This is a genomic window from Photobacterium rosenbergii, from assembly GCF_033022775.1.
Lineage (GTDB): Bacteria > Pseudomonadota > Gammaproteobacteria > Enterobacterales > Vibrionaceae > Photobacterium > Photobacterium rosenbergii_A.
The window spans coordinates 43,925-68,210 of the sequence record NZ_JAWJZI010000005.1 but is presented as its reverse complement, the minus strand read 5'-3'; the positions used below and the strand labels follow the sequence as shown (position 1 = coordinate 68,210).

The window sequence follows — 24,286 nt, the reverse complement described above, 5'->3', positions numbered from 1 at the left end:
TGGAATAAATTGTATCGATTGTTAATTTTTTGTTGACGGCTAAAAGTTGAGCGTCTAGTGTTTACATGAATTCGAAATATCGAGACAAAATGTTTCATTAAGTTGGAATGTCCATCATCAAGGAGATACAGAGAATGAGCGAACAAGATGCACGTACAGTTGTAACTGGCCCAACAAAAATGACCCCATCAGAGGCCTTTGTTGAAACTATGGTTGCCAATGGGGTGACAGATATGTTCGGCATTATGGGCTCAGCCTTTATGGATGCGATGGACATCTTCGCGCCAGCCGGTATTCGATTGATTCCTGTGGTACATGAGCAGGGTGCAGCGCATATGGCAGACGGTTTCTCACGCGTGTCAGGTAACCACGGTGTGGTGATCGGTCAGAATGGACCAGGGATCAGTAACTGTGTGACCGCTATTGCAGCAGCCTATTGGGCACACAGTCCGGTTGTTATTGTCACGCCGGAAACAGGCACAACGACGATGGGGCTGGGAGGATTCCAGGAATGTAATCAGTTACCGATGTTCCAGGAGTTCACTAAGTATCAAGGTCATGTGACACACCCTTCACGCATGGCGGAATATACCGGCCGATGTTTCGATCGTGCGATGAGTGAAATGGGGCCAACCCAGCTGAATATCCCGCGTGACTACTTCTACGGGGAAGTGACGTGTGAAATTCCGAAACCTGCCCGTCTTGACCGTGGGCCAGGTGGTGACCAGAGCCTAAACGAGGCCGCCGATCTTCTGGCTGAAGCGAAATTCCCGGTCATTATTTCTGGTGGCGGTGTGGTAATGGCCGATGCGGTTGAAGAGTGTAAAGCACTGGCTGAGCGTCTGGGCGCACCTGTTGTAAACAGCTACTTACATAATGACTCGTTCCCAGCAAGCCATCCTCTATGGTGTGGTCCTCTGGGCTATCAAGGCTCAAAAGCGGCCATGAAGCTGATTTCTCAGGCGGATGTGGTGATTGCACTGGGTTCACGTCTTGGTCCATTCGGTACCTTGCCTCAGCATGGTATGGAGTACTGGCCGAAGGACGCCAAGATTATTCAAATCGACGCCGATCACAAGATGCTTGGCTTGGTTAAGAAGATCTCGGTCGGCATTTGTGGTGACGCCAAGGCTTCAGCCGTTGCATTAGCAGAGCGCCTTGAAGGCCGGAGCTTAGCATGTGATGCAACCAAAGATGAGCGCTTCAACAAGGTTCAAGCAGAGAAGGAAATCTGGGAGAAAGAGCTGGATGAGTGGACTCATGAGCGAGACCCATTCAGCCTGGATATGATTGAGCAAAATGCTCAGGAAAAACCCTTCTCTGGTGGTGAATACCTGCATCCTCGTCAGGTGCTGCGTGAGCTTGAAAAAGCCATGCCCGAAGATGTGATGGTGTCGACTGATATCGGTAATATCAACTCCATTGCCAATAGTTATCTGCGTTTCGAAAAGCCACGTAGTTTCTTCGCAGCCATGAGTTTTGGTAATTGTGGCTACGCTTTCCCAACCATTATCGGGGCCAAAGTTGCCGCGCCGCATCGCCCAGCCATTTCTTATGCAGGTGATGGGGCATGGGGAATGAGCTTGATGGAAACCATGACCTGTGTGCGCCATAACATTCCAGTGACGGCAGTGGTGTTCCACAATCGCCAGTGGGGAGCTGAGAAGAAGAACCAAGTTGATTTCTATAACCGTCGCTTTGTAGCTGGTGAGCTGGATAACCAGAGCTTTGCGGAAATTGGACGTGCCATGGGCGCTGAAGGTATCACGGTAGACCGCTTAGAAGATGTCGGCCCTGCACTGCAAAAAGCTATCGATATGCAGATGAACGAAGGCAAGACCACCATTATCGAAATCATGTGTACTCAAGAACTAGGCGACCCGTTCCGTCGTGACGCGCTATCGAAGCCTGTGCGTTTCCTCGACAAGTATAAAGACTACGTGTAATTGCGAGTCAATTTGGAGCCTGACCAGCAGTAAGAGTTGGGCTTACTTTATACCTGACGTGGAGGTGCCACATGACCGAACGCGCGTTAAAACTACCCAAACCATTTCTGACCGGTTTGAACGAGCTTGTTCCAGGGTTAATGCTGTGTGTTGTGATTGCTGCTGCTGCATCTTTTGTCTCGGCTCAATATGGAGGACCTACTTTTCTCTACGCACTGTTAATTGGTATCTCGTTCCATTTTTTATCTGATAACCCTAAATGCCTACCAGGTATAGAGGTGTCGGCCAAGAAGTTGGTACGAGTAGGCGTGGCATTGTTAGGCGTTCGAATTGCTATCAGTGATGTACATGCTATTGGAGCTCTAGGGGTGACGGCGCTGGCTGGTGCCGTAGTGCTGACGATTGGCTTTAGTTTGATGTTGGCAAAGCTGCTTCGCTTGCCTTCGATGCTCGGAATACTGTCGGGCGGAGCAACGGGGATATGTGGAATATCGGCAGCGATGGCAATTTCTTCAACTTTGCCACAGAAACGGGAAAACGAACATTACACCTTGCTGACGGCCATTGGCGTCGCAGCGTTTTCAACTATCGCTATGGTGCTTTATCCGCTGGTGGTAACAGTACTTGAGCTGAGTCGCTCTGAAGCTGGGCTGTTTCTCGGTGGATCAATTCACGATGTCGCCCAAGTGGTAGGAGCTGGATTTATGATTTCACCGGAAGTCGGAGATTCTGCGACGTTAGCCAAGATGTTTAGGGTCGCGATGTTGATGCCGGTAGTGGTGGTGTTTGCTTTCTGGTTCCGCTCAGCAAGGCAGGCGAGTGGAAATGATGAAGCTGGCAAGCAACCATTGGTTCCTTTTTTCTTATTGGTATTTATCGGGCTTGTTGTTGTGAATAGCCTTGGCTGGATCCCTCCGGTTGCGGTTGAGATGAGTTCAGATATATCCAAGTGGTGTTTGGTTATCTCAATAGCTGCTTTAGGGGTAAAAACCTCATTTGAAAAACTGTCTGAATTAGGCTGGAAGCCCATAGCGCTGTTAATGGGGAATGCACTGTTTATCGCCGCATACATGTTAGTTGTCGTGTACCTGGGACGGATGATTTTTTAACTTTGGAGAAAGAGTATGAATTCTCTGCCTTACATTGGCTCTATTACGAAATACTTAGCGCTTATTGATGAAATAACAAACGGTGAAGAGCTTCTTTTATTCAGGGGCCAACCCAATAAGCGGAAATCACTAATACCTTCGATAGCTAGAGGTGCGGAGAACATATCCACCATTGCCCAAGAGAAAGACATGCTCGATTACTTCTATCGCTTGGGGAAAAACAAACTCAACACTCAAAAAACTGACTACTGGCATATCATGTCTGAAGCCCACCATCACGGGTTAAAGACCAGGTTGCTGGACTGGACTAGCAATCCTTTGGTCGCACTGTGGTTTGCTTGCCAATCGCCCGGTAATCAGCCTCATGTCTATGTTTTGAAAGCCAATGCAAGGCAGCAACAGAATATGGCTGGAGACCCTTTTGAAGTCTCAGAAACCAAGGTATTTCAACCGCCAGTCTCCTACGCGAGGATCAAGGCTCAAAGCAATTGGTATAGCTTGCATCCTTCAGTGAATGGCGAGCTGGCCAATAAGCGTTTTACCCCATTTGAAATAGAAGCGGGTGATAGTGATGAGTTATTTGAAATACCCATTTTTACCGAAGTAAAAGAAAACTTACTGCTGGAATTAGATAAGTGCGGGACTAATGAGCAGCTTATTTATCCAGATTTAACAGGGCTATGTCTGCATATCAATAAACTCTTTGAGCAACTGCCTGCTGATACTGCGGAGTATACCGGTGGTGGGGTGAGTCTTGCTGAACCCTTGCTTGAAACAAACTTGGTCGATTACCACCATTCTGATGCTACGGGGTCACTTACACCAACTAAAGCGTTAGATAGTCTGACATCGGAGAGCATGGGCCTTAACAGCATCGCTTCAAGTGATTCCCTACGGGAATTAACTAGAAGGGATATGAAAGGCGGGTTCCAGCAATATCGTCACACCTATACCAGTGACTTTGACTTTGACTGATCCCTGGCACTGATAGTTGATGCAACTCACATTTATTGATTTTTGAAATAAAACATCTCAATTTTTCGAATTTAACGTTGACGGAGATAAGGTCGACAACTAGCTTTAGGTTAACAATTTGTTAAGTTGGTGGTATGGGTTAAAAGCGGAAAATTGAAATTATTCTTTGAAGATTAACCAGCTAACGCCAAGTCTCGAATCTGAGAATATGATTTGACGGTATGTTAGTACGAGTATATGTTAACCAAAATTTAACATTGTGGCTGGTGAAATTGTCTGTTCCATGTTTAAAACGATAAGGATATAAGAATGAATACTCTGTCTGTAGAAAAGCAACGCGATGAAGTCAGCATCGAGTTTTTACAAGCGTTCAGCCAAGCATGGAATAACCATGACATTGATGCCCTGATGACATTTGTGACGGACGATTGTACGTTCCACACTGCTGCAGGCCCTGAGCTTCAAGGTAATACTTTCAACGGCAGAGATGCGGTAAGAGAGAGCTTTCAGCAAGTCTGGAAGAATTTCCCGGATGCTACTTGGCTTGATGGTGTGCACTTCGTCAGTGGTGACCGAGCTGTCTCGGAATCGACTTTCTGCGCCACTAAACCTGATGGCAGCCGTATCGAAGCGCGCATGGTCGATGTTTTTACCCTTGTCGATGGCAAGATCAAAGTAAAAAATGCGTTCCGCAAAGATCGTCCTTCTTTCTTTAATTCCAATTAAGCTCCTGAGTTTAACTTTCTTATATTAAACATGGCCAAGGAGCTTGAAATGGATTCAACAGTAGAGAAAGAAAGGGTAGTACTCGATAGAGCAAGTAATAAGCAAATAGAGAAGACAACAGCTGCAAAAGAAAATTATGATCCGGCGTATGATCCCCTGGTCGCAAAAACACCGGGTCATGGCGCAGAATATGCCCCAACTTATTGGGTTGGCACAGCAGGAGAGCCGCCAGCAGATGACGGCCCAATCCTCAGTGATGTGGATGTCGATGTGGTCATTATCGGTTCGGGCTTTACCGGCCTATCAACCGCCATTCACCTGGCTGAACAATACGGCATCAAGGCGACAGTCTTGGAAGCCAACAGGGCAAGCTGGGGCTGCAGCACACGAAACGGCGGACAGGCGCAATGTGCGTCAGGGCGTTTAAAACGCTCACAGTGGATTCAACGTTGGGGATTAGATACTGCAATCCGTATGCACGAAGAATGTTTGGACGGCATGGAAACATTCAAGGGGCTGATTAAGGATATCGATTGTGAGCCTCAACCCGGTGGCCATCTTTATGTTGCTCATCGCGCCAAGGTCATGCCAACGCTAGAAAAAGAAGCAAAATTACTGCGCCAAACCTTTAACTATGACGCGCAAATCCTCGATGCAGAAACAGTTAAAAAACAGTTCGTTGGCGATCAGGAAGCCGCTGGTGCTATGCATGAACCGGAAGGCATTGGCATCCATGCAGGTAAACTGGCCTTCGGTTACCTGAAGAAAGCCCGAGCGTTGGGCGCGACAGTTCATCCTGCAAGTCCAGTTATTGGCTGGGAAACGCGAAACGGTATTCACTACCTGAAAACCCCTGGTGGTATAGTAAAAGCTAGGGCTGTTGGAGTGGCAACGGGAGGCTATACCTCGCAGGGTTTACACGGCCAACTAAAAAACCGTCTGCTGCCAATTTTGTCAAATTCTATGGTCACTCGGCCACTGACTGAGTCAGAGATAGAAGCATGTAATTTCCGTACCAATCAGGTCATCACTGATACCCGTGTGCTGCGCCATTACTATCGTTTACTGCCAGATAATCGGGTTCAAATCGGTACCCGTAGTGCGATTACAGGAAAGTCCGCGCCAGATAAAATATATGAAGACATGTTAAAAGCTGACTTGGCACGTAAGTTTCCGGCTCTGAATAATATTCAAGTCGATTACTCCTGGTGGGGATGGGTGGATGTCAGCCACGATATGATGCCTCGTATCTACCAGCCGAACGCTAATCAATCGATATATTATGCATTGGGATATGGCGGCAATGGTGTGATGTATTCAGCCCAGGCGGGTAAGCGGTTGGCGCAATGGATTGCCGGTGAAGGTAAAGATCTGAACCTGCCTATCTTCCAGTCCAAATTGCCATTTCCCAATATTCAGGAGATGGTCGAGTCCGAAGCTTTTGCACCATTTAGGCGGCTTGGACAACGGTTTTTATATCGATGGTATCACCTTAAAGACGAAGTGCTTTAAACCCTTTCACGCTATACAAAAAAGCTAAATAGCAAAGCAATACACAACAAAGCTATATAACAAAGACACAACACGACCAGGATGTCTCAGTACGTTGTACCGTGGTCACCTTTATCTATAACGCGAATAATGCGAAACAAAATAAAAGGTCACGACTATGAAATTCCAGAAAAAGAAAATTGTTAGTCTAATTGCTGCTGTCTCTATGGCGTTTGCATCGTCCAGTGTACTCGCGAAAAACTTCAAAATGGCGATCGGTGATGCGGCTGGTGGAACGCAGTGGGAATTAGGCACAACATTTAGCCAATTACTGGATGAAAAAACCAATGGGCAAGTGAAAGTCGACTTATTCCCTAATGGTCAATTGGGTAATGAGCAAGATACGGTAAACAACGCGGCTATTGGCTTATTGGACTTTTCTATTCTGGCAATTAATAACGTGACACCTTTCTCACCGACGGTGGGTCTGCTCACCATGCCATATGTGATTCAAAGTGCCGACGAAGCGAAACTGTTGACACAAGGGGAAGTCGGTCAGGAGTTAATTGATAACACCATTCGCGATGCAGGGGTGAGGATCATCGGTTGGGCTTATTCAGGCTTCCGCGTACTGACCAACTCAAAACGCCCAGTTGCTTCCCCTGAAGATCTGAAAGGGCTAGTTATTCGTGTTCCTCGAAATGAAATCATGATTGCCTCATATCAAGCATGGGGCGTGAACCCAACCCCGATGGCTTGGTCAGAGACATTCACCGGTCTGCAGCAAGGTGTTGTCGATGGGCAGGATAACCCGTATATCACTGTATATGCGATGAAATTTGACGAAGTCCAGAAGTATGTGACCAATATTCGCTACATATTCTCGTTAGAACCACTTATTGTGAGCGAATCGGTTTTCCAGCAGCAGTCCCCTGAAATGCAGGCCAATATTCTGGCGGCTGGCAAGGAGGCCACTGAGCACAGCTTCACCTATCTGCAGGATACAGAAGATAAGATCCGCAAAGATCTAGAGTCTAAAGGGATGGTATTCACTGATCCGGCAAATGGTGAGAAAGAGTGGATTGAAAAAGTGACCAAAACCGTCTGGCCTAAGTTCTACACCAGTATCGGCGGCAAAGAAAAGCTAGATGAAACCCTAAAACTGTTAGGACGTTAATTTAGTGAATTACTCATGCTTTGCTTGGTGCTCTGATGCACTTAGGTATTAAAGGCAAAGCATGAGTCCATTTTCCCCTGATGTACACCAAGAATAAGTGTCAGGGATACGCCGGAGGCTTTATGTCTGTTATCCATACTATAAAAAAGCACCTGAATAATATTGAAGAGTACACCTGCTGCTTATTATTGGCTTTATTCGTTTTATTACTTTTTACACAGATTTTATTACGCCAGTTTTTTCAATATTCCATCCCCTGGGGAGATGAAGTTGCGACGTATATGTTCGTTTGGTTTGCTTATTTAGGAGCCGTGGTTGCAGCCAAAATGTCTGCGCACAACAGGGTGAGTTTCCACTTCAAGTTCTTCCCTCCTATTGTCAAAACCGTATGTGAAACCATTGCTGATCTACTCTGGGTGATATTCAACGGTTATTTTGTCTATCTCAGCTACGATTTTGTCTTTAACAAGATGAACCTGTTCTGGAAGTCACAGACCACGGGTATTCCGATGAAGTACTTCTATATGATCCTGCCAATCGCATTTACTTTAATGACTATCCGTATTTTATGGAATAACTACGAGCGGTTGTTTAAGGGGGTTGAAGCGGTTGACCCTGATACCAAAGAAATCAAAAAAATTCAGAAGCTACAAACTCAGAATCAACAAGTTCAGAATCACCAGCATCAGGTCCAGAAACAGGACTATCAAGTTCAAAAGACGGCGGGTTAAAGGATAGGGGCCATTCATGGAAGGATATCTCACTCTCATACTATTTGGTGGCTTCTTGGTGATGCTGATATTGGGCGCACCGATCACCGTATCTCTGGCTGGGGCCTCGATGGCTGCCTACCTTGTGTTGGATAAAAACCCAATTGCCTTAGTGCAAATTGCATTTACTTCAGTGGGTAATTTCCCCTTAATGGCACTGCCTGCTTTCGTGCTGGCTGGGGCATTAATGGAAGCGGCTGGTATTTCTAAGCGCCTGGTGGATATTGCCGAAAGCCTCGCCGGGCCCGTTACTGGCGGCTTGGGGGCGGCAACTGTAGTCGCTTGTCTGTTCTTTGGTGCTATTTCAGGTTCGGGCCCAGCCACAACGGCAGCGGTTGGGATGCTGATGGTTCCTGCAATGGTAAAAAGGGACTATGAACGCAGCTATGCATCAGCAGTAACGGCTGCTTCTGGCGGGCTGGGTATTATCATTCCACCCTCAATTCCTTTGGTGATCTTTGGCATATCAGCCATGGGGTTGATGCCGCCACCAGAAGCGATTTCACAGCATGGTCAATTTGCGTCACTTTCTATTCCCAAGCTGTTTGTCGCAGGGGTGATCCCAGGTTTGATCATGGCCTCAACCCTGATGGCAACTAACTATATGATTGCCAAGAAACGTGGTTATAAGGGCTTGACTGAGAACTGGTCCACAGGGGATATCCGAGTCGCACTTAGACGAGGTGTTTGGTCACTGTTGGCGCCCTTCCTGATTCTGGGTGGGATTTATTCTGGACTCTTTACTCCGACAGAGTCGGCGATTGTAGCCATTTTCTATTCCCTGTTTATCGGGTTATTCGTTCACCGTGAATTGGTTTTCAAGAATATTATCAACTCGCTGACGACGACGACTTGGATCACCGGACGTGTACTGCTGATTTTGTTTGCCGCAACGGTATTTGGCAGGTTGCTGATCGAACAAAAAATCCCAGTCGTCGTGGCTGATTCACTCCTAAGCCTGACTGACAATATGTACATGGTTTGGGCGTTAACCATCATGTTGTTGCTGTTTATTGGCATGTTCATGGAAACACTGGCGGCCATTATGATCATTGTGCCTGTGCTGTTACCGATTATGTATATGCTGGGCGCGGATCCGACCCACGTAGGTATTGTTGTGGTATGTACGCTTTCAATTGGTTTTGCTACGCCGCCACTGGGGGAGAATATCTTTGTCGCATCCGGTATTGGTGGATCTACCGTGGAACAAATCACAGCGAGGATCCATCCGTTCGTTATGGCTTCCGTTGTTGGGGTATTCCTCATTGCCTTCTTCCCTCAGCTAAGTCTGTGGTTACCTTCTCTGGTTGGCTATTAAGAAGTTATGGGGTGAATATGAAAAAACTAATGGGGATTCGAGTGTTTAAATCGTCTTTGGGAATAGGCTTTGGTGCAGCCTCTGGTATAGCTTTAGGTGTAGCTGTTGCTCTAAGCTGTTTGGCAAGTCCAACAGTATTGGCATCAGATACCAATCAGCCGAACATAACGACGACTGACAATCCACCTATCATAACGCCAGCTGCGCAAAGGGCGATGGTGCTCTTGGATAAGGCGGTAGAGCATATCCAGCAGGACGGCGCCGAGGCTGTGGGTGATTTTGCCAAGCAGGCTCAATTTACCGATAACGAGTTGTATGTATATGCGCTCGATATGGATGGCGTTTTTCTTGCCAGCGGTGGTTCATCAGCTGTTTTGGTGGGTGACAATGTAAAATCTACCGCTGATATGTACGGCAAATTGTTCTTCCAAGACATGATAGCTCAAGCCAGAGTGACAGGTGGCGGGGTGGTGGAGTATCACTGGACGAACCCTGTCGACAGTTCCGGTGAACCCAAACGTACTTTCTTCAAACGAGTTGGTGATGTCATTGTGGCCGTAGGTTATCACCCGCAGCGTGCTGTGGCTTATCAGGCTAAAGGCTTTCTAGATGAGGCAACAAAGGCATTGATTACCGATGAGCAGCAAGCACTGGGTGCATTCAATCGCCATGATAGTCAGTTTGTGAAAAATGACTTGTACGTGTTTGTGCTTGATAAACGCACCGGTGAATTCTTGGCCCATGGCGCTACACCACATTTGGTCGGTAAGGTCTTTAGTATCCAAGGTAAACCGATGATAGGAGAGATGCTAAAGCTGGCAGAGGAAACGGGGCAGGGCGAGATATCCTATCCCTGGTTAAACCCGACATCGGGTAAAGTCGAAAATAAACACACCTTCTACCGCATTCTTGATAACAAGCTTGTCGGGGTGGGCTTCTATCAAAGGTAATGATTTACATTTAATACTAAATAAACTCTGATTCCATGTAACGTGTTCCACCTGCACTACCTTTACAATCTCTAGTGTTCGGCCCTTTATTTTCTCTATTTATGAGTATTAAGGGCCATTTTTTTGTCTTTAGAAAGTGTTTTATTAGTGCGCTGCTCTCTGCTGCTGTAAAACATAAACATTGAGCTGCTAGACAATTTGGTGGCGAAATTTATCAATTAAGTGGACCAATATCGGAAATTCCAACTTTGCGATTTATTTTTGCTTCAGTCTGGGATAAATCTGTTCATCCAGATGCTTATAACTTAAGTCAATCACTAGGCAGAGAAGGAATTGTAATGACGGAATCTATCAACGTAGATGTTGTTGTACTCGGTGGTGGACCCGGTGGGTATACAGCAGCTTTTCGGGCTGCAGATCTTGGGTTGTCGGTGTGTATCGTTGAAAAGCGCGATACATTAGGTGGTGTGTGTGTCAATGTGGGCTGTATTCCCTCGAAGACCCTGCTTCATGCGGCATCGCTTGTTGAGCATGCTAAGCATGGTGCACAAATGGGTATCGCGTTCTCCGCGCCCAATATCGATATTGATGCACTGCGATCCCATAAAGAAGAGACGATCACCGAGCTAACCAAAGGCATCGCTAATCTATCCAAAGCGAGAAAAGTAGTGCGCGTCCAAGGTGAGGGACACTTCATTGGTGAACATACACTGCTAGTGAAAGGGGACAGCGAGCAGCAGGTAGAGTTTAAACATGCCATCGTCGCGACTGGTTCACACTCGGTCAAATTGCCTATTGCTCCGGAAGACTCGAGGGTTTGGGACTCGACGGATGCACTGTCTTTGCCATTCATCCCAGGAAAACTGCTGATTATCGGCGGCGGGATCATCGGGCTGGAAATGGCGCAGGTATATTCGGCGCTTGGCTCTGAAATTACTATCGTCGAAGCACAAGATCAGATTATCCCTGCAGCTGATAAAGACGTTGTTCAGCCGTTGCTTAAGGCAACGAAAAAGACCTATCAAATGCTGACGAAAACCAAAGTCACGGATATGACCGCACAGCCGGAAGGTATCGTTGTTGGTTTTGAAGGAAAGAAAGCGCCAGAGAGAGCGGTCTTTGATGCTGTATTGGTTGCTGTTGGTCGCAGGCCAAATACTTCAGGAATTGGACTGGAAAATATCGGTGTTGATATCAACGAGCAAGGGCTGGTTGAAGTCAATGACAGAATGCAGACCTCGGTTCCGCATATCTTTGCGATTGGTGACATAGTCAAAGGTCCAATGCTCGCTCACAAGGCTACTCATGAAGGTAAGGTCGCCTCTGAAGTGATTTCTGGAATGGATGCTACATTCCATCCGGTTGCGATTCCATCGGTAGCTTACACGAGCCCAGAAGTGGCTTGGGTCGGTTTGACTGAGAAAGAAGCCAAACTACAAGGTATTGAATACACAGCTGGAAAAGTACCATGGCTTGTCAGTGGCCGAGCACAAAGTGTAGGCGCAACCAATGGCGTCACTAAAGCATTGTTTGATAAAGAGTCGGGCACTTTGTTGGGGGCCGGAATATGTGGCGAGAACGCCGGTGAACTTATTCACGAAGCAGCTGCAGTGCTTCAATTTGGTGGTACAGCGAAAGATATCGCCCATACGGTTCATGCCCACCCGACATTGGCTGAAACCTTCGCATTTGCGGCCGAACTGGTAGAAGGCTCAATGACAGATATGCTTCCAAGTAGACGTCGTTAATTATCCTCTGATATTCCTATAGAAAATACACGAGCCAAGCCATATCGCTTGGCTCGATTTCTTTTCGGGCTAGATCATTTTTTTATGCCAATTATTTCATCAAAAATGAAGAAATTATTGCTGTGTTACCTCGCCCACAAAATGAATTATTTGTTTCATAATTGGTTTGAAAAGGTTTTTTTATTCTCTTATGATTTTGAAAAATAATTTCTAATCATAGGAAACGGGAAGGCCGCCATGTCAAAACTGCTCTCCAAATATCATGCACCCGACCAGCAGGGTAATACCCAGAATATTACTCCGGAATCAGCAGGTTGGGGCTATGTAGGATTCCAAGCATTTGAACTTGAAAGCGGTCAAAGCATCGACTTACCAGCCAGCGATAATGAAGTCTGTTTGGTGTTGGTAGGTGGCTTTGCCACCGTGACGACACCGTCTGCTACCTTCGAGAATATCGGCGATCGAATGAGCCCGTTCGAGCGCAAAAAGCCTTATGCCGTGTATGTCGCAAAAGGTGAGGCGATTAAAGTGGTGGCTAATACCGAGCTTGAGTTGGCGGTGTGTACTGCGCCAGGCCAGGGTAACTTCCCAACGCGATTAATTGCACCAGACAATATCGACGCCGAGCAGCGTGGAGCAGGTAACAATAAGCGTTTCGTTCATAATATTCTGCCTGATTACAAAGAAGCTGATAGCTTACTGGTGGTTGAAGTGTATACCGATGAAGGCTGTACCAGCTCTTACCCAAGCCACAAGCATGATCAGGACGCTGAGCCAAGCGAAACCTATCTAGAAGAAACCTATTACCACCGTCTGAATCCAGCTCAAGGGTTCTGTATGCAGCGTGTCTACACCGACGACCGTTCGTTGGACGAGTGCATGGCGGTTTACGACAGAGACGTCGTACAAGTACCCAAGGGGTATCACCCAGTGGCAACCATTGCAGGTTACGACAGCTATTACCTTAATGTAATGGCAGGGCCAACACGTAAATGGTTGTTTACCTGGGAAGATGACCACCAATGGATTAACGAAGAGCAATATGCAAGAAAACATCAATAATTAGTTTCCGGCAAAGGAGTGAGACATGTTTAATATTGCGTTATTCGGCGCTGGCAGGATTGGCCAAGTGCATGCTGTAAATATTGCAAAGCATCCCAAGACGACATTGTATTCAATCATCGACCCATATTTAGAGGGTGCGAAGAAGATTTCTGAAGAATATGGCGCGAAAATACAAGAGATCGACGAAGCAATGTCTGATCCGAACGTACACGCTGTATGTATTTGCTCTGCAACCCATACACATGCCGACTTGATCGAAATGGCAGCTCAGCATGGCAAAGTGATCTTCTGCGAGAAGCCAATTGATCTGGATATCAGCCGAGTACGCGATTGTTTGGCTACTGTACGCCAGCATGGTGTGCCAATGATGGTAGGCTTTAACCGCCGTTATGACCCTCAGTTCAGAACAGTGAAGAATCAGCTTAATGCTGGTGTGATCGGTCAGCCTGAATCTTTGGTGATCACCTCACGTGATCCGTCACCACCGCCAGCTGAGTACACCAAAGTATCAGGCGGTATGTTCCGCGACATGACTATCCATGATTTGGATATGGCTCGTTTTATCATGGGTGAGGATCCAGTCTCGATCACTGCGCACGGTAGTTGCATGGTTGATCCTGCTATCGGTGAAGCTGGCGATATCGATACTGCGGTATTGGTCTTGAACTTCCCATCAGGCGCTATTGCAACTATCAACAATAGCCGTCGCTCTGGTTACGGATATGATCAGCGCCTAGAACTTCATGGTTCGAAAGGTTTGCTACAGGCACACAACGTTAAAGAAAACTTGGTGCAGCATTGGGGCGAAGAAGGCTGCGTAGCCGCGAAACCTCAGCACTTCTTCCTAGAGCGCTACGAAGCAGCTTATGTCGCTGAATGGCAGGACTTTGTAGGTGTGCTTGAAGGCCAAGAGCCAGAATGTGGCGGTGCCGATGGTGAATACGCGCTAGTGCTGGCGGATGCCGCGCTGGAGTCGATGAAGCAGGGTAAAACCATCAAGCTTTAAGCTTTCAGGTCTAAGGTTTATCCAAACCTTAAATTAACAGCTCCTGAGTGATGACGTGGGGTGCGGTTACCCCCAATGACATCGCCCCTTAAGTTTTATCACTCTTTAAGCCTCGCACTTGCGGGGCTTTTTCTATTGGGGTATCACCTCTGAAAGCTAATTTAGGCAGAAACGAAAATTTTAGGCAGAAACAAAAATGCCGTTACTTCTATTGATAGAGTAGGACGGCATTCTCAAACTAATTCTGTATATTTGTGCTTCGTGGCTAACTCAACACGCTTGATACAAAGTCGCTGGTTGCACCTTGTCGGTAGGCCAAAGAAACTGCCAATGTCTGCGCCAAGCACAGAGAAGCGGATTGTGAGCGGAAAGCTTCAACTTGGGCTTCTTTGACCACAAAGCAGACGTCACTGAAGGTAGCAAGTGGGCTTACCTGGCTGTCGGTGATAACGATTTGTTTGGCTCCGGCCTGAGAGGCGATTTCGCTAAGGGTGACTGTCTCTTGCGCGTATGGGCTAAAGCTAATCGACAGTACTGCATCTTTAGGACCAATCATCGAGAGCTGCTCTTTGAACATACCGCCGAGACCATCGATAAGGAAGGCTCGTCGTTCTAAGTGGCGCAGTGCATACGTAAGGTACGAAGCGACGCTGAAAGAGCGTCTTAGACCAATCAGGTAGATGTTTTCCGCCTCACTGAGGATCTCAACCGCTTGTTCAAGTTTATCGCTCGGTGTTTGTGCCGCAAGATGGTTCATCGCCTGTGCATTGGCACGAGCAAATTCTTGCAAAATCATCGCCGGGCTTTCCGGTGCGTTCTGGTCGGTATCGAGCTCTTTGAACAGTTTGGCCCGTTCGGTATAGCTCGCGGTTTCTTCGACAAGGTTACGACGGAAGAGTTGTTTCATATCGTTGAAACCATTGAAACCGAAAGCATTAGCAAAGCGGATAAGAGTGGAAGGGGGAACTTCGGCTTGGCTGGCAATAGTCGCAACTGTATCGAAAGCAACACTGTTGGAATTATCTAGCACATAACGGGCAACCTGCTGTAAACGCTTGCTAAGATCGCTATAACGCGTTCGTATTTGATCTTGCAGTTCGGTAAGGTTATTGGCAACAGACATTTTTCACTCCCTTCAATTGCTCCTTTATCTATTGTAATGGCTTATGCTTTGTTATGAAACGTTTTTTTCATAAGTGGCCACCAATATGCGTAATTAGAATATACATTCCAACTAGTAAGGATGAGAAAAGAGTGTGAAGCGGTTTGGCATCAAGAAAAGGTAACTCATATAAGCTAGGTGCTATGGCGAACTTCAGGCTGATATATCTACTTTGTTATGTGGGAATTTGACAAACTTTGAGGATTTTCGACTGAGTTAATGTTTTACGACTCGGTATCTTGCCATATTTACTTTAACCGTAGATACTAAAGTGAACGTGTTACGTTGAATCAATAAGCGAAAATGATAGTGATATAGCAGCTCTCAAGAACAGTGCTCAGTCTTTGACTAAGGCATTGTGATTTCGTTTTGCTGTTCTCTACTTGGATGAAAATCAAAAAAGATGATTAATATAGTTCACTGCCCGGATGGGGCGGTGACTGTATAGTTATAGAAAATATATTTGATACTTAGGGTATTGTTTGTATGGGAGTATTGCCGAATCTAAGGCAGCCAGAAGGCAGTTATTTATGTGGCGCATACAGTGTAGTTGCATGTGTAAAGTTATTTGGATTAGAGGAAAGGAAAATTACATTAAATCATTTTTCCGAATCTGATTTAGATTTTTGTGGTGATGAAGTTAAAATCAACACATCAGGTGATTTAAATTTATTAGCAAAAGAGATATACAAAATCACAGGTATCTATTCACCATTTAAGATGGATGGTTTTATAAAGGAAGGTGGATTTAATCCGATATTTTGTATAGCCTACACCCTAAAAAAGTTAGGGTTAAGGGTTGAGTTGATTATAGATGACGAATATACAGTTGAACATCTTAAAGATAAATACAAAATTGAGTATGAGGTGCTTAGGAAGTTAAGCTGTGAGATGCAATCTCTTAGGGATATGTCTACATTAGATGATGCTGTTTTAATACCTGTTATTCATTATCCATTGGATGATATTATGACAAGTCATTATATCGTTAACTATCGTGATCAATGGCTAGACACTGAATTTGAAGAACACCCGTTTTTTTGGGACAACATCCAAGATTGGAAGTCATCAGACAACAAAAGAATAGGTGCTGTTTGGAGTGGGGTAATGCTAAGAGTCACAAAAAACGCTTAATATAATCTCTGTCCATTTCTCTTTTGCACGGGACTTTAACTATGAAAACTGAGTAAATAAAAAAGCAATATTATCAATTGGATGGCAGTGCCGTCAAAAAACTTTAACACAGGAATGCAGGCAGAATGGAGTTTCTTTTAGAATATCAGATATCAATTATCGTAATCGGATTAGTTGGTTTGCTAATGTTTATTCAATTGGTTATAGCAGATATAATTGCGATTAAAAATAAACATATCCCAGGTTATCCTATTAAGTCAAACCATCGTGATTTTTTATTTCGCGCCTCGAGAGCACATTTAAATACAAATGAGAGTGTAGCAATATTTGTGCTTTTTGTTATTTTTTGCTTCTTATCATCAGCTAGTGCGAGTGTGGTAAATACTTGTTCGCTGGCTTATTTGACTTCTCGCATTGGGCATATGATATTCTACTACCTTGACTTCAAAGTACTACGAAGTATCTCTTTTGCTACCAGCCTTGTGAGTCTTCTTGCATTGTTCTTCGCTGGTATGCTTGCTTGGTTATAGTTAATAAGGGAAAAAAATGGATTTATCCTCAAATTTTAGAATGTTAGCTCTGTACAACCAACGTATGAATACACAACTTCTGGGTGTGTGTCGCCAACTGAGCCATGAGCAATTGTATCAGGATACCGAATCCTTTTTCCCGAGCATTATGGCGCATTGGAACCATATATTGTTCGGGGACTTGATAATGCTTCAGCGCCTTGTCACGAATGATTTAGTTTCAGTGGACGCTGCAGTGTTGGACAAGTTGCCCGTATCCAGGTCGGTAAATGATACGTTTGCCTCCAATCTTGATGATCTCGTTCAGCTAAGAGAACGGGTTGATTCCATATACATAGATATCACAAGCAATTTGACTTCTGATAGTTGTAACCGCATCGTGAGGTATACAACGATAGATGGGCAAAAGATGGAAAGAATGGTTGGTGAATTTCTACAACATCTGTTTAATCACCAAACGCACCATAGAGGGCAGCTTACCTGTTTGTTAAGTCAGTTTGGTTTGGATTATGGTTGTACTGATTTACCTATGATAGTGCCAGAAGGAGCGAGTTTATAACCTGGCGATAGGCTTTTGGGGTAATATTGTCGTTTTTAGGATCCATAATGATTAAAGTAATAGACAAGCTTGCTTGGGTGTTGATTAAAGATGGCAAGCTTTTAGTTGTAAGATCGAAAGGCAAAGAGCTGTTCTACCTACCAGGAGGTAAACGTGAAGCCGGCGAAAGTGATCAACAAGCGCTTGTCCGCGAAATCAAAGAAGAGCTATCCGTTGAGCTTGACTCAAAAAGTATTAAGTACATGGAAACATTTATTGCTCAAGCTGACGGCAAAGCTGAAGGTGTCTCTGTTAAGTTAACCTGTTACTTTGCAGACTTTTCTGGTGAGTTACTTCCAGATGCAGAAATTGAAGAGCTTAAATTTATCGATGGTCGTGATGAAGCCGTTTGCTCGGTTGCTGCATTGGTTGTGCTTAAGTGGCTTGAGTCAAAGTCATTGATTACTGGAAAAACGCTGTAGTAAGACAATGGACGGTGAATTATTAAAGCGCAAATTTACGATGTGTTCAGTAGCGATTTTGCCCAAGGGAATCCTTGTGCAGTTGTTGAATTAGAAAAGTGGTCAAGTAAGTCTGATTTGCTATCAATAACTCAAAAGCTTGGGCAGCCAGTTACCTCATTTGTTGTTGAGTCTTGCTCCGGAGCAGGCTTCGATATTCGATGGTTTTCGTTAGAGGGTGAAATCAACCTTTGTGGGCACGGAAGTCTAGGGGCTGGTGCGGCATTGATATCAAAATACGGGAGCGAATCAGTCACGCTAAATAGCCAGCACGGGCAGGTTGTAATAACCAAGTACAATGATCGCTACAAAATTGTTTTACCTAGCTGGAATGCTCTGCCAGTAGATATGGTCAAAATAGGCTTAAATACTCCTGTCGTTGATGCCTACTCAACCCGAGATTTAATTTTGGTGTTAGAGTCGGAATCTGCAGTCGCTCATTTTGTGCCTGACTATGACCAGATGAGCAAGATTGAGGACTTTCATGCAGTGATAGTCACGGCTAAAAGCTCGCCTGACAGCTATGTCTTACGCTACTTTGCGCCGAAGATCGGTATACCTGAAGACTTAGCGACGGGTTCTGCACAATGTTCACTAGCGCCGTATTGGTTCAGAAAGCTAGGTGCAAATAAGCTGTCTGCACGTCAACTTTCAACATCAGGTGGATATTTCGAAATTGAGCCAGCATCTGATTCTTCTATTGTTGTATCTGCTCAGGTTAAATTACGATCGTAGGCACTACAGCATTATAACCTTCGATAATTGCCTCGATATTGTCGGCACTGCCACGTTGAAGGCGTCGGTAGTGGCTCAAGGTTTTGGCTATATATCGTGTGATTAAATCGGTTTGCTCATCAGAATCAGATTGCCATATTTTACAGCCGACGGCGTTGATAGGGCCGTTTTCTCCAGCCGTCGATGTAACATGCATGATTTCATAAAAGCGTCGATTATCTTCAATCAGCACTTCATTCTTTAAACCAAAATGATGTTCTCTAAGTTTTTGACGTAGCGTGTATGGGTTATTTACCGGACATAGCAAAAAATCAAAGTCAGCATCTTGATGATTCTGTTGAATAGATTCTACAAGGTCGCACATTAAATCACCGCCCACACCTGCAATGATCACCAGGTGCTTCCCGTCATACCGGTTTAGAGGAAGTGTTGCGACATCCTGACAGTGAACTTCCCATTGATCCTCAGGATAGAAACGCTGTAGGTTTTTTTCTACTGTAGTCATTAACTCAGGCACAATATCGACAAAGTGAATATTGGGAGCGGCATGTCGTGACAGCAGTGCCGCACCGATGAGGCCGTGGTCACAGCAGCAATCCCAAACATAGTCGTAGCCAGATGGAACCATTTGTTCAATTTGCTTTAGTCTTGTACTGAGTTTCAATGGAAATGCCCGATTAACGTCTAAAATCGCGCGCATTGTAATGGTTTTTATCTTGTAAGCGAAGAAAAAGTAACATTAGCCGTGTAAGCATATTACGCTAGAGCGATAAGCCAGTTGCGTGTATGGTACTTTCTGAAGTAGGTGATAGAAAAAGCCAACAAGGAGTAAAAGTGTTAGATACATTCAAAACGACTATTGATAATAAAATCGAAAAACACTTTATTGAGTTTATCCAATCTGAAATGCAGCAAGATCTTGCGCATGATTTAAATCATGTACTGAGAGTGGTTAAAACGGCCAAAACATTGTGTGCCAGTGAAGGGGCAAAACTTGAGGTAGTGCTCCCTGCCGCTTACTTACATGACTGCTTTTCCTTTCCGAAAAATCATCCGGATAGAGCCAAGAGTTCAAAGATTGCTGGAGATAAAGCGTTAGAGTTTCTGGCCAGTATTGATTACCCAGCGAAGTACTTTGAAGCTATCCATCATGCCATTGTGGCGCACAGTTTCAGCGCAAAAATAAAGCCTGAAACCTTAGAAGCTCAGATCGTTCAAGATGCCGATAGGTTAGATGCACTTGGCGCGATTGGCGTTGCTCGTTGTATCCAGGTCAGTTCAAGTTTGGGTGTCGGTTTATATGATGCTGAAGATCCATTTAGTCAGAACAGGGAGCTGAATGATCGGCAATTTACCATCGATCACTTCTACACCAAGCTCTTTAAGCTAAAAGATACGATGAACACCCAGTCTGCAATCGTTGAAGCTGAAAAGCGTACTGTTTTCATGAAAGAGTACCTAACGCAGTTAGGTGCTGAGATCTAGCACTAGAAATAAAAAAACACGTGAAATGAAAAAAAGCCACGTAACCCTAGGGGGAGAAACGTGGCACTTCAACGTGAAGTCCTACAGTAAAGTTAATTCTTTATAGGCTCGAGTTGTTTTTTTCTTTATGGCTCATTTGAGTTAATGGTTACTTGCTCTTTTTCTGACGCTTCATGTCGAAGACAACAGCGACCACAATGACCAAGCCTTTCACAACTTGCTGCCAGTATGCCGAGACGTTGAGCAGGTCGAGACCATTCTGCAGTACACCCATGATCATGGTACCAATGATGGTGCCCTGAATCGTACCGATACCACCGGCGTGTGATACACCACCTACCGTTGCCGATGCAATGGCATCAAGCTCGTACATCACACCAAGGCCAGGCTGACCTGAGTTGATACGGGCAGACAGGATAAGCGCCGCGATACCGGCTAGTAGGCCAGCGTAGGTGTAAACCAAGATTTTGTATTTCTTAACGTTGATGCCCGATACATACGCTGCTGTTTCGTTACCACCGATAGCGTAGGCGTATTTACCGAAGCGGGTATAGTTCAGCAGGATATAAGACACAATAGCCATAACAATAAAGATGATGACTGGAACCGGAATGCCTGCAATGGTGCCTTGGCCAATCCACTGGTAAGAATCGATCAAGCTACTGACTGGACGACCGTCAGAGTAGAGTAGGGCTGCACCACGAGCGATGATCATCATACCCAGAGTGGCGATAAACGGAGGGATACCGGTATAGGCAATCAATGCACCATTGATGAAACCACATAGAGCACCCACCGCCAACGCGACCAGAATAGGCACGATTACCGGCAGTTCAGGCATCGCTGGATACATCCGCATACCCCAGTCGAGGGTCTGCGCCATACTAGCTGAGGCCACAGCGGCGACCGCGAGTACCGAACCGGACGACAGGTCGATACCCCGGGTGATAATGATGATGGTTACCCCTAGTGCTAGCAGGCCGATACTGGCCATTTGGGTAACAACGTTAAGCAGGTTGGCTACAGTAAGGAATACTGGAGACAGAATCGACATCACCACACACATGGCGATGAAAACAAAGTAGATGGCATATTTAGAAATCAAACGTTTGTAATTCTGAGGCGATTTCGCACCAGACGTTGCTTCTATTAACTTCGCAATCATAATGACTTTCCTTGATAAATTATTGCGTCACCCTGTAACAACAGAAGTGAATATATGTTTTTGCTGGCCTGGTCGTTATGCCAACGCCATTGACATGATTTTTTCCTGGGTCGCTTCAGTACCGTTGAGCTCACCTTTAAGTTTCCCTTCATGCATGACCAACACACGGTCACTCATGCCGATAACTTCAGGTAGTTCAGACGAGATCATGACCAAGCTCTTACCCATACCGGTTAAAAGACGCATCAATTTGTAGATTTCGGATTTCGCGCCCACATCGATGCCTCGGGTTGGTTCGTCGAGGAACAGGATGTCAGGCTTGGTTAACATCCAGCGGGCTAGCAGTACTTTCTGCTGGTTACCACCACTGAGGTTATCGATAGCCTCGTTCATATGTGGGGTTTTGACTTTTAGCTTTTTACAGTGATCCTCACTGTCGCTACGCATTTGGCGGACATCAAGGACATTGGCAACGCGGCTCTTGTAAGCGTCGAGGTGGGCGATAGAGGTGTTGGCGAAGATATCGAGCATCAGGTAAAGACCTGAATGGCGGCGGTCTTCGGTCAAGAAAGCCATTTTATGGCTGATGGCGTCCTGAGGAGCTTTGATCTCGACTTTATCACCGTTGATCCATATCTCACCGGTTTCCTTTTCGCGTACACCAAACAGTGTTTCGATAAGTTCAGTACGGCCTGCACCGACCAGACCAGCAATCCCGAGGATCTCTCCTTCATGGAGTTTGAAATTCACATCACGGAAGCAGCCATCAACGGAGAGGTTTTTCACTTCGAGACGCGTCCTACCAGGCTTGGCGGTAGGAGGTGGGAACACATCACCTAGATCACGGCCAACCATCATTTGAACCAGTTCATCATGATTGGTGTCTCGGGCTTCCCGCTCGCCGATGTAGCAACCGTCACGGAAAACTGTGATGTCATCACAGATCTTGAAAATCTCATCCATTTTATGGCTGATATACACCATTGCCACACCTTGGGATTTAAGCTTTTCGATAATCTCAAACAGGTGGGCGACTTCTTTATCGGTAAGAGCTGAAGTTGGCTCGTCCATGATGATGATTTTTGAATCGAAGGAAATGGCCTTGGCGATTTCTACCATCTGCATGGTTGCCACGGTCAACTCACTCATCAGTGTTCGTGGGTCAAGCTCTAAGTCCAGACGCTGCAGTAGGGCTTCGGTATCAGCGAACATCTTCTTATGGTCGATGAGCTTAAGTGGCCCTTTTAATGGCTCGCGTCCCAGCCAGATATTTTCGGCAATATTTCGGTGTAGAACGGGAGAGAGTTCTTGGTGAATCATTGAAATCCCGCTCTCTAAAGATTCTTTAGCGCCAGAGAAATCTACGAGTTCCCCTAGGTAGCGAATGGTGCCAGCATCACGCTGGTATGTGCCAAACAGCACTTTCATCAAGGTTGATTTCCCTGCACCATTTTCGCCCATGAGTGCCATTACACGGCCTTTCTTCAGGGTAAGCTGTACGTTATCAAGTGCCTTTACACCGGGAAAGGTTTTGGTAATACCACGCATCTCAAGTATTACTTGGCTCATACAGAATTGCTCCAAAATTGGCCCTACGTCTCTAGCGCGTGGCTAGCCTGTTGCAGGGCCGGATAAGTTATTTATAGAGAGGGTGGTGGATTAACTTTTAGCTTGGAATTCAGCTAGGTTGTCTTTGGTAACAAGTTCAGCAGGGATCCAAGTAATTTTTTCTTGAGGCTTTTTGTTGATGGCATTCATTGCTGCGTCAAGTGCGCCGCGGGCTTGGCCAACACCGTCTTGGAATACGGTTGCATCCAATGCACCATCCTGGATTGCCATGATGCCGTCTGGCGTTGCATCGACACCGACAACGATAGTGTCATCAAGTTTACCCGCAGCACGTAGCGCCTGGATAGCACCCAAAGCCATGTCGTCATTGTTAGATAGGATAATGTCGATCTGCTCGCCAGAGTTGATCCAGTTTTCCATTACGATCATACCCTGTGAACGCTGCCAAAGGCCCGTTTGCTTACGGGTGATGTTAAATTCAGGCTTGTCTTTGAAGAAGTCTTCTACACCTTGGGTACGTAGGATAGCGGCTTCTACTGTCATCATACCCATGATGATACCGATGTTACCGCCTTCTACTTTAGATGCTGCGTATTTAGCCTGTTCTTCACCGAAACGAAGCTCGTCAGAACCGACATAAGACACACCGTCTGGCAGGTAAGAAGGGCGACGGTTTAGGTAAACCAGTTCGATGCCTGCTTTTTGGATACTGTCTGTCATTGGCTGGGTCGCATCGGTGTTTACCGGTACGAGGATGATGCCGTCAACTTGCTGAACAATGAAGTTTTGGATTTGGCCCAACTGCTTCACTGTGTCTTCTTTTGCATCAACGAAAATCAAGTCTACGTTGCCCATCTCTTTGGCATATTTATCCATAGAGTCTTTCATATTGACCAGGAAGGTGTCGTCGAAGTTAGGAATGGCAACGCCAATCTTAATCTTATCTTCACCATCCTCACCGCCACAGGCAGCCAGTACAAACACAGCGCCGATGATCGCGACCTTACGTAGGATCCCTTTGGATAGGGACTTTGTCGTTGAAATAGAGTTAGTTATTAGAGAAGTAATTCCATGTATCAGTGACGGCATTGTTGCCTCCTTATTATGATGCATCTAACCGTTTTCTTGGGTGAAATATACATTTCAAAAATACGGTAAATAGATGC

23 protein-coding genes are annotated in these 24,286 nt (G+C 45.7%); 18 read left to right on the top strand and 5 right to left on the bottom strand.

Annotated elements, in window-relative coordinates; translation table 11 throughout:
• Window positions 1–134: 134 nt before the first annotated feature.
• From xsc to iolG, 12 genes are all read left to right on the top strand, one after another.
• Window positions 135–1,946 (top strand): sulfoacetaldehyde acetyltransferase, encoded by a 1,812-nt coding sequence (xsc, locus tag R2X38_RS13870; RefSeq protein ID WP_317522869.1) that lies wholly within the window; start codon window positions 135–137, stop codon window positions 1,944–1,946.
• A gap of 71 nt (window positions 1,947–2,017) precedes the next feature.
• The gene (locus R2X38_RS13865) at window positions 2,018–3,055 is read left to right on the top strand and encodes a YeiH family protein (RefSeq protein WP_317522868.1); all 1,038 of its coding nucleotides are present in this window, start codon (window positions 2,018–2,020) and stop codon (window positions 3,053–3,055) included.
• Between the two features lie 15 nt (window positions 3,056–3,070).
• Window positions 3,071–4,030 (top strand): FRG domain-containing protein, encoded by a 960-nt coding sequence (locus tag R2X38_RS13860; protein ID WP_317522867.1) that lies wholly within the window; start codon window positions 3,071–3,073, stop codon window positions 4,028–4,030.
• A 309-nt stretch (window positions 4,031–4,339) separates the two neighbouring features.
• Entirely contained in the window at window positions 4,340–4,756 is a 417-nt protein-coding gene (locus R2X38_RS13855) for a nuclear transport factor 2 family protein (protein ID WP_317522866.1), read from the top strand.
• A 48-nt stretch (window positions 4,757–4,804) separates the two neighbouring features.
• Window positions 4,805–6,268 (top strand): FAD-binding oxidoreductase, encoded by a 1,464-nt coding sequence (locus tag R2X38_RS13850; protein ID WP_317522865.1) that lies wholly within the window; start codon window positions 4,805–4,807, stop codon window positions 6,266–6,268.
• A 157-nt stretch (window positions 6,269–6,425) separates the two neighbouring features.
• On the top strand, window positions 6,426–7,424 hold the full coding sequence (locus R2X38_RS13845; RefSeq protein ID WP_317522864.1) for a TRAP transporter substrate-binding protein: 999 nt from the start codon (window positions 6,426–6,428) through the stop codon (window positions 7,422–7,424).
• A 122-nt stretch (window positions 7,425–7,546) separates the two neighbouring features.
• Entirely contained in the window at window positions 7,547–8,155 is a 609-nt protein-coding gene (locus R2X38_RS13840; RefSeq protein ID WP_317522863.1) for a TRAP transporter small permease, read from the top strand.
• A 16-nt stretch (window positions 8,156–8,171) separates the two neighbouring features.
• The gene (locus tag R2X38_RS13835) at window positions 8,172–9,512 is read left to right on the top strand and encodes a TRAP transporter large permease (protein WP_317522862.1); all 1,341 of its coding nucleotides are present in this window, start codon (window positions 8,172–8,174) and stop codon (window positions 9,510–9,512) included.
• 29 nt (window positions 9,513–9,541) lie between these two features.
• Window positions 9,542–10,462, top strand: a complete 921-nt coding sequence (locus R2X38_RS13830; protein WP_411185316.1) for a cache domain-containing protein — start codon at window positions 9,542–9,544, stop codon at window positions 10,460–10,462.
• A 338-nt stretch (window positions 10,463–10,800) separates the two neighbouring features.
• Window positions 10,801–12,210, top strand: coding sequence for a dihydrolipoyl dehydrogenase (lpdA, locus tag R2X38_RS13825; RefSeq protein ID WP_317522860.1), 1,410 nt, complete (start codon window positions 10,801–10,803; stop codon window positions 12,208–12,210).
• A gap of 237 nt (window positions 12,211–12,447) precedes the next feature.
• Complete coding sequence (iolB, locus tag R2X38_RS13820; protein ID WP_317522859.1) at window positions 12,448–13,272, top strand: 5-deoxy-glucuronate isomerase; 825 nt, start codon at window positions 12,448–12,450, stop codon at window positions 13,270–13,272.
• A gap of 25 nt (window positions 13,273–13,297) precedes the next feature.
• A complete protein-coding gene (gene iolG, locus R2X38_RS13815) occupies window positions 13,298–14,281 on the top strand; it encodes an inositol 2-dehydrogenase (protein ID WP_317522858.1) in 984 nt (327 codons plus the stop codon).
• Between the two features lie 265 nt (window positions 14,282–14,546).
• On the opposite strand, the gene R2X38_RS13810 is transcribed toward iolG, so the two are convergent.
• Window positions 14,547–15,404 (bottom strand): MurR/RpiR family transcriptional regulator, encoded by an 858-nt coding sequence (locus R2X38_RS13810; RefSeq protein ID WP_317522857.1) that lies wholly within the window; start codon window positions 15,402–15,404, stop codon window positions 14,547–14,549.
• Window positions 15,405–15,929: 525 nt separating this feature from the next.
• On the opposite strand from R2X38_RS13810, the gene R2X38_RS13805 reads away from it, so the two are divergent.
• From R2X38_RS13805 to R2X38_RS13785, 5 genes are all read left to right on the top strand, one after another.
• The gene (locus R2X38_RS13805) at window positions 15,930–16,577 is read left to right on the top strand and encodes a hypothetical protein (RefSeq protein ID WP_317522856.1); all 648 of its coding nucleotides are present in this window, start codon (window positions 15,930–15,932) and stop codon (window positions 16,575–16,577) included.
• Window positions 16,578–16,702: 125 nt separating this feature from the next.
• Window positions 16,703–17,107, top strand: coding sequence for an MAPEG family protein (locus R2X38_RS13800; protein ID WP_317522855.1), 405 nt, complete (start codon window positions 16,703–16,705; stop codon window positions 17,105–17,107).
• 16 nt (window positions 17,108–17,123) lie between these two features.
• Window positions 17,124–17,666, top strand: a complete 543-nt coding sequence (locus R2X38_RS13795; RefSeq protein ID WP_317522854.1) for a DinB family protein — start codon at window positions 17,124–17,126, stop codon at window positions 17,664–17,666.
• A 47-nt stretch (window positions 17,667–17,713) separates the two neighbouring features.
• The gene (locus tag R2X38_RS13790; protein WP_317522853.1) at window positions 17,714–18,127 is read left to right on the top strand and encodes an NUDIX domain-containing protein; all 414 of its coding nucleotides are present in this window, start codon (window positions 17,714–17,716) and stop codon (window positions 18,125–18,127) included.
• A 42-nt stretch (window positions 18,128–18,169) separates the two neighbouring features.
• The gene (locus R2X38_RS13785; RefSeq protein WP_317522852.1) at window positions 18,170–18,901 is read left to right on the top strand and encodes a PhzF family phenazine biosynthesis protein; all 732 of its coding nucleotides are present in this window, start codon (window positions 18,170–18,172) and stop codon (window positions 18,899–18,901) included.
• On the opposite strand, the gene R2X38_RS13780 is transcribed toward R2X38_RS13785, so the two are convergent.
• Window positions 18,885–19,565: a tRNA (adenine(22)-N(1))-methyltransferase gene (locus R2X38_RS13780; protein WP_317522851.1), complete on the bottom strand. Its 681-nt coding sequence runs from the start codon at window positions 19,563–19,565 to the stop codon at window positions 18,885–18,887. The two genes, R2X38_RS13785 and R2X38_RS13780, sit on opposite strands and share 17 nt — an antisense overlap.
• A 194-nt stretch (window positions 19,566–19,759) precedes the next feature.
• On the opposite strand from R2X38_RS13780, the gene R2X38_RS13775 reads away from it, so the two are divergent.
• A complete protein-coding gene (locus R2X38_RS13775; RefSeq protein ID WP_411185314.1) occupies window positions 19,760–20,386 on the top strand; it encodes an HD domain-containing protein in 627 nt (208 codons plus the stop codon).
• Window positions 20,387–20,534: 148 nt separating this feature from the next.
• Here the strand turns inward: R2X38_RS13775 and R2X38_RS13770 are convergent, their stop codons facing one another.
• The 3 genes from R2X38_RS13770 to R2X38_RS13760 all read right to left on the bottom strand — a co-directional run bounded on the left by R2X38_RS13770 (window position 20,535) and on the right by R2X38_RS13760 (window position 24,209).
• Entirely contained in the window at window positions 20,535–21,551 is a 1,017-nt protein-coding gene (locus tag R2X38_RS13770) for an ABC transporter permease (protein ID WP_317522850.1), read from the bottom strand.
• A gap of 75 nt (window positions 21,552–21,626) precedes the next feature.
• A complete protein-coding gene (locus tag R2X38_RS13765; protein WP_317522849.1) occupies window positions 21,627–23,120 on the bottom strand; it encodes a sugar ABC transporter ATP-binding protein in 1,494 nt (497 codons plus the stop codon).
• A gap of 90 nt (window positions 23,121–23,210) precedes the next feature.
• Window positions 23,211–24,209, bottom strand: a complete 999-nt coding sequence (locus tag R2X38_RS13760; RefSeq protein WP_317522848.1) for a sugar ABC transporter substrate-binding protein — start codon at window positions 24,207–24,209, stop codon at window positions 23,211–23,213.
• Window positions 24,210–24,286: the final 77 nt, after the last annotated feature.

Excerpts from the sequence above, each read along its gene's own strand:
- xsc (WP_317522869.1), top strand. The coding sequence starts at position 135 with ATGAGCGAACAAGATGCACGTACAGTTGTAACTGGCCCAACAAAAATG.
- R2X38_RS13865 (WP_317522868.1), top strand. The coding sequence starts at position 2,018 with ATGACCGAACGCGCGTTAAAACTACCCAAACCATTTCTGACCGGTTTG.
- R2X38_RS13860 (WP_317522867.1), top strand. The coding sequence starts at position 3,071 with ATGAATTCTCTGCCTTACATTGGCTCTATTACGAAATACTTAGCGCTT.
- R2X38_RS13855 (WP_317522866.1), top strand. The coding sequence starts at position 4,340 with ATGAATACTCTGTCTGTAGAAAAGCAACGCGATGAAGTCAGCATCGAG.
- R2X38_RS13850 (WP_317522865.1), top strand. The coding sequence starts at position 4,805 with ATGGATTCAACAGTAGAGAAAGAAAGGGTAGTACTCGATAGAGCAAGT.
- R2X38_RS13845 (WP_317522864.1), top strand. The coding sequence starts at position 6,426 with ATGAAATTCCAGAAAAAGAAAATTGTTAGTCTAATTGCTGCTGTCTCT.
- R2X38_RS13840 (WP_317522863.1), top strand. The coding sequence starts at position 7,547 with ATGTCTGTTATCCATACTATAAAAAAGCACCTGAATAATATTGAAGAG.
- R2X38_RS13835 (WP_317522862.1), top strand. The coding sequence starts at position 8,172 with ATGGAAGGATATCTCACTCTCATACTATTTGGTGGCTTCTTGGTGATG.
- R2X38_RS13830 (WP_411185316.1), top strand. The coding sequence starts at position 9,542 with ATGGGGATTCGAGTGTTTAAATCGTCTTTGGGAATAGGCTTTGGTGCA.
- lpdA (WP_317522860.1), top strand. The coding sequence starts at position 10,801 with ATGACGGAATCTATCAACGTAGATGTTGTTGTACTCGGTGGTGGACCC.
- iolB (WP_317522859.1), top strand. The coding sequence starts at position 12,448 with ATGTCAAAACTGCTCTCCAAATATCATGCACCCGACCAGCAGGGTAAT.
- iolG (WP_317522858.1), top strand. The coding sequence starts at position 13,298 with ATGTTTAATATTGCGTTATTCGGCGCTGGCAGGATTGGCCAAGTGCAT.
- R2X38_RS13810 (WP_317522857.1), bottom strand. The coding sequence starts at position 15,404 with ATGTCTGTTGCCAATAACCTTACCGAACTGCAAGATCAAATACGAACG.
- R2X38_RS13805 (WP_317522856.1), top strand. The coding sequence starts at position 15,930 with ATGGGAGTATTGCCGAATCTAAGGCAGCCAGAAGGCAGTTATTTATGT.
- R2X38_RS13800 (WP_317522855.1), top strand. The coding sequence starts at position 16,703 with ATGGAGTTTCTTTTAGAATATCAGATATCAATTATCGTAATCGGATTA.
- R2X38_RS13795 (WP_317522854.1), top strand. The coding sequence starts at position 17,124 with ATGGATTTATCCTCAAATTTTAGAATGTTAGCTCTGTACAACCAACGT.
- R2X38_RS13790 (WP_317522853.1), top strand. The coding sequence starts at position 17,714 with ATGATTAAAGTAATAGACAAGCTTGCTTGGGTGTTGATTAAAGATGGC.
- R2X38_RS13770 (WP_317522850.1), bottom strand. The coding sequence starts at position 21,551 with ATGATTGCGAAGTTAATAGAAGCAACGTCTGGTGCGAAATCGCCTCAG.
- R2X38_RS13765 (WP_317522849.1), bottom strand. The coding sequence starts at position 23,120 with ATGAGCCAAGTAATACTTGAGATGCGTGGTATTACCAAAACCTTTCCC.
- R2X38_RS13760 (WP_317522848.1), bottom strand. The coding sequence starts at position 24,209 with ATGCCGTCACTGATACATGGAATTACTTCTCTAATAACTAACTCTATT.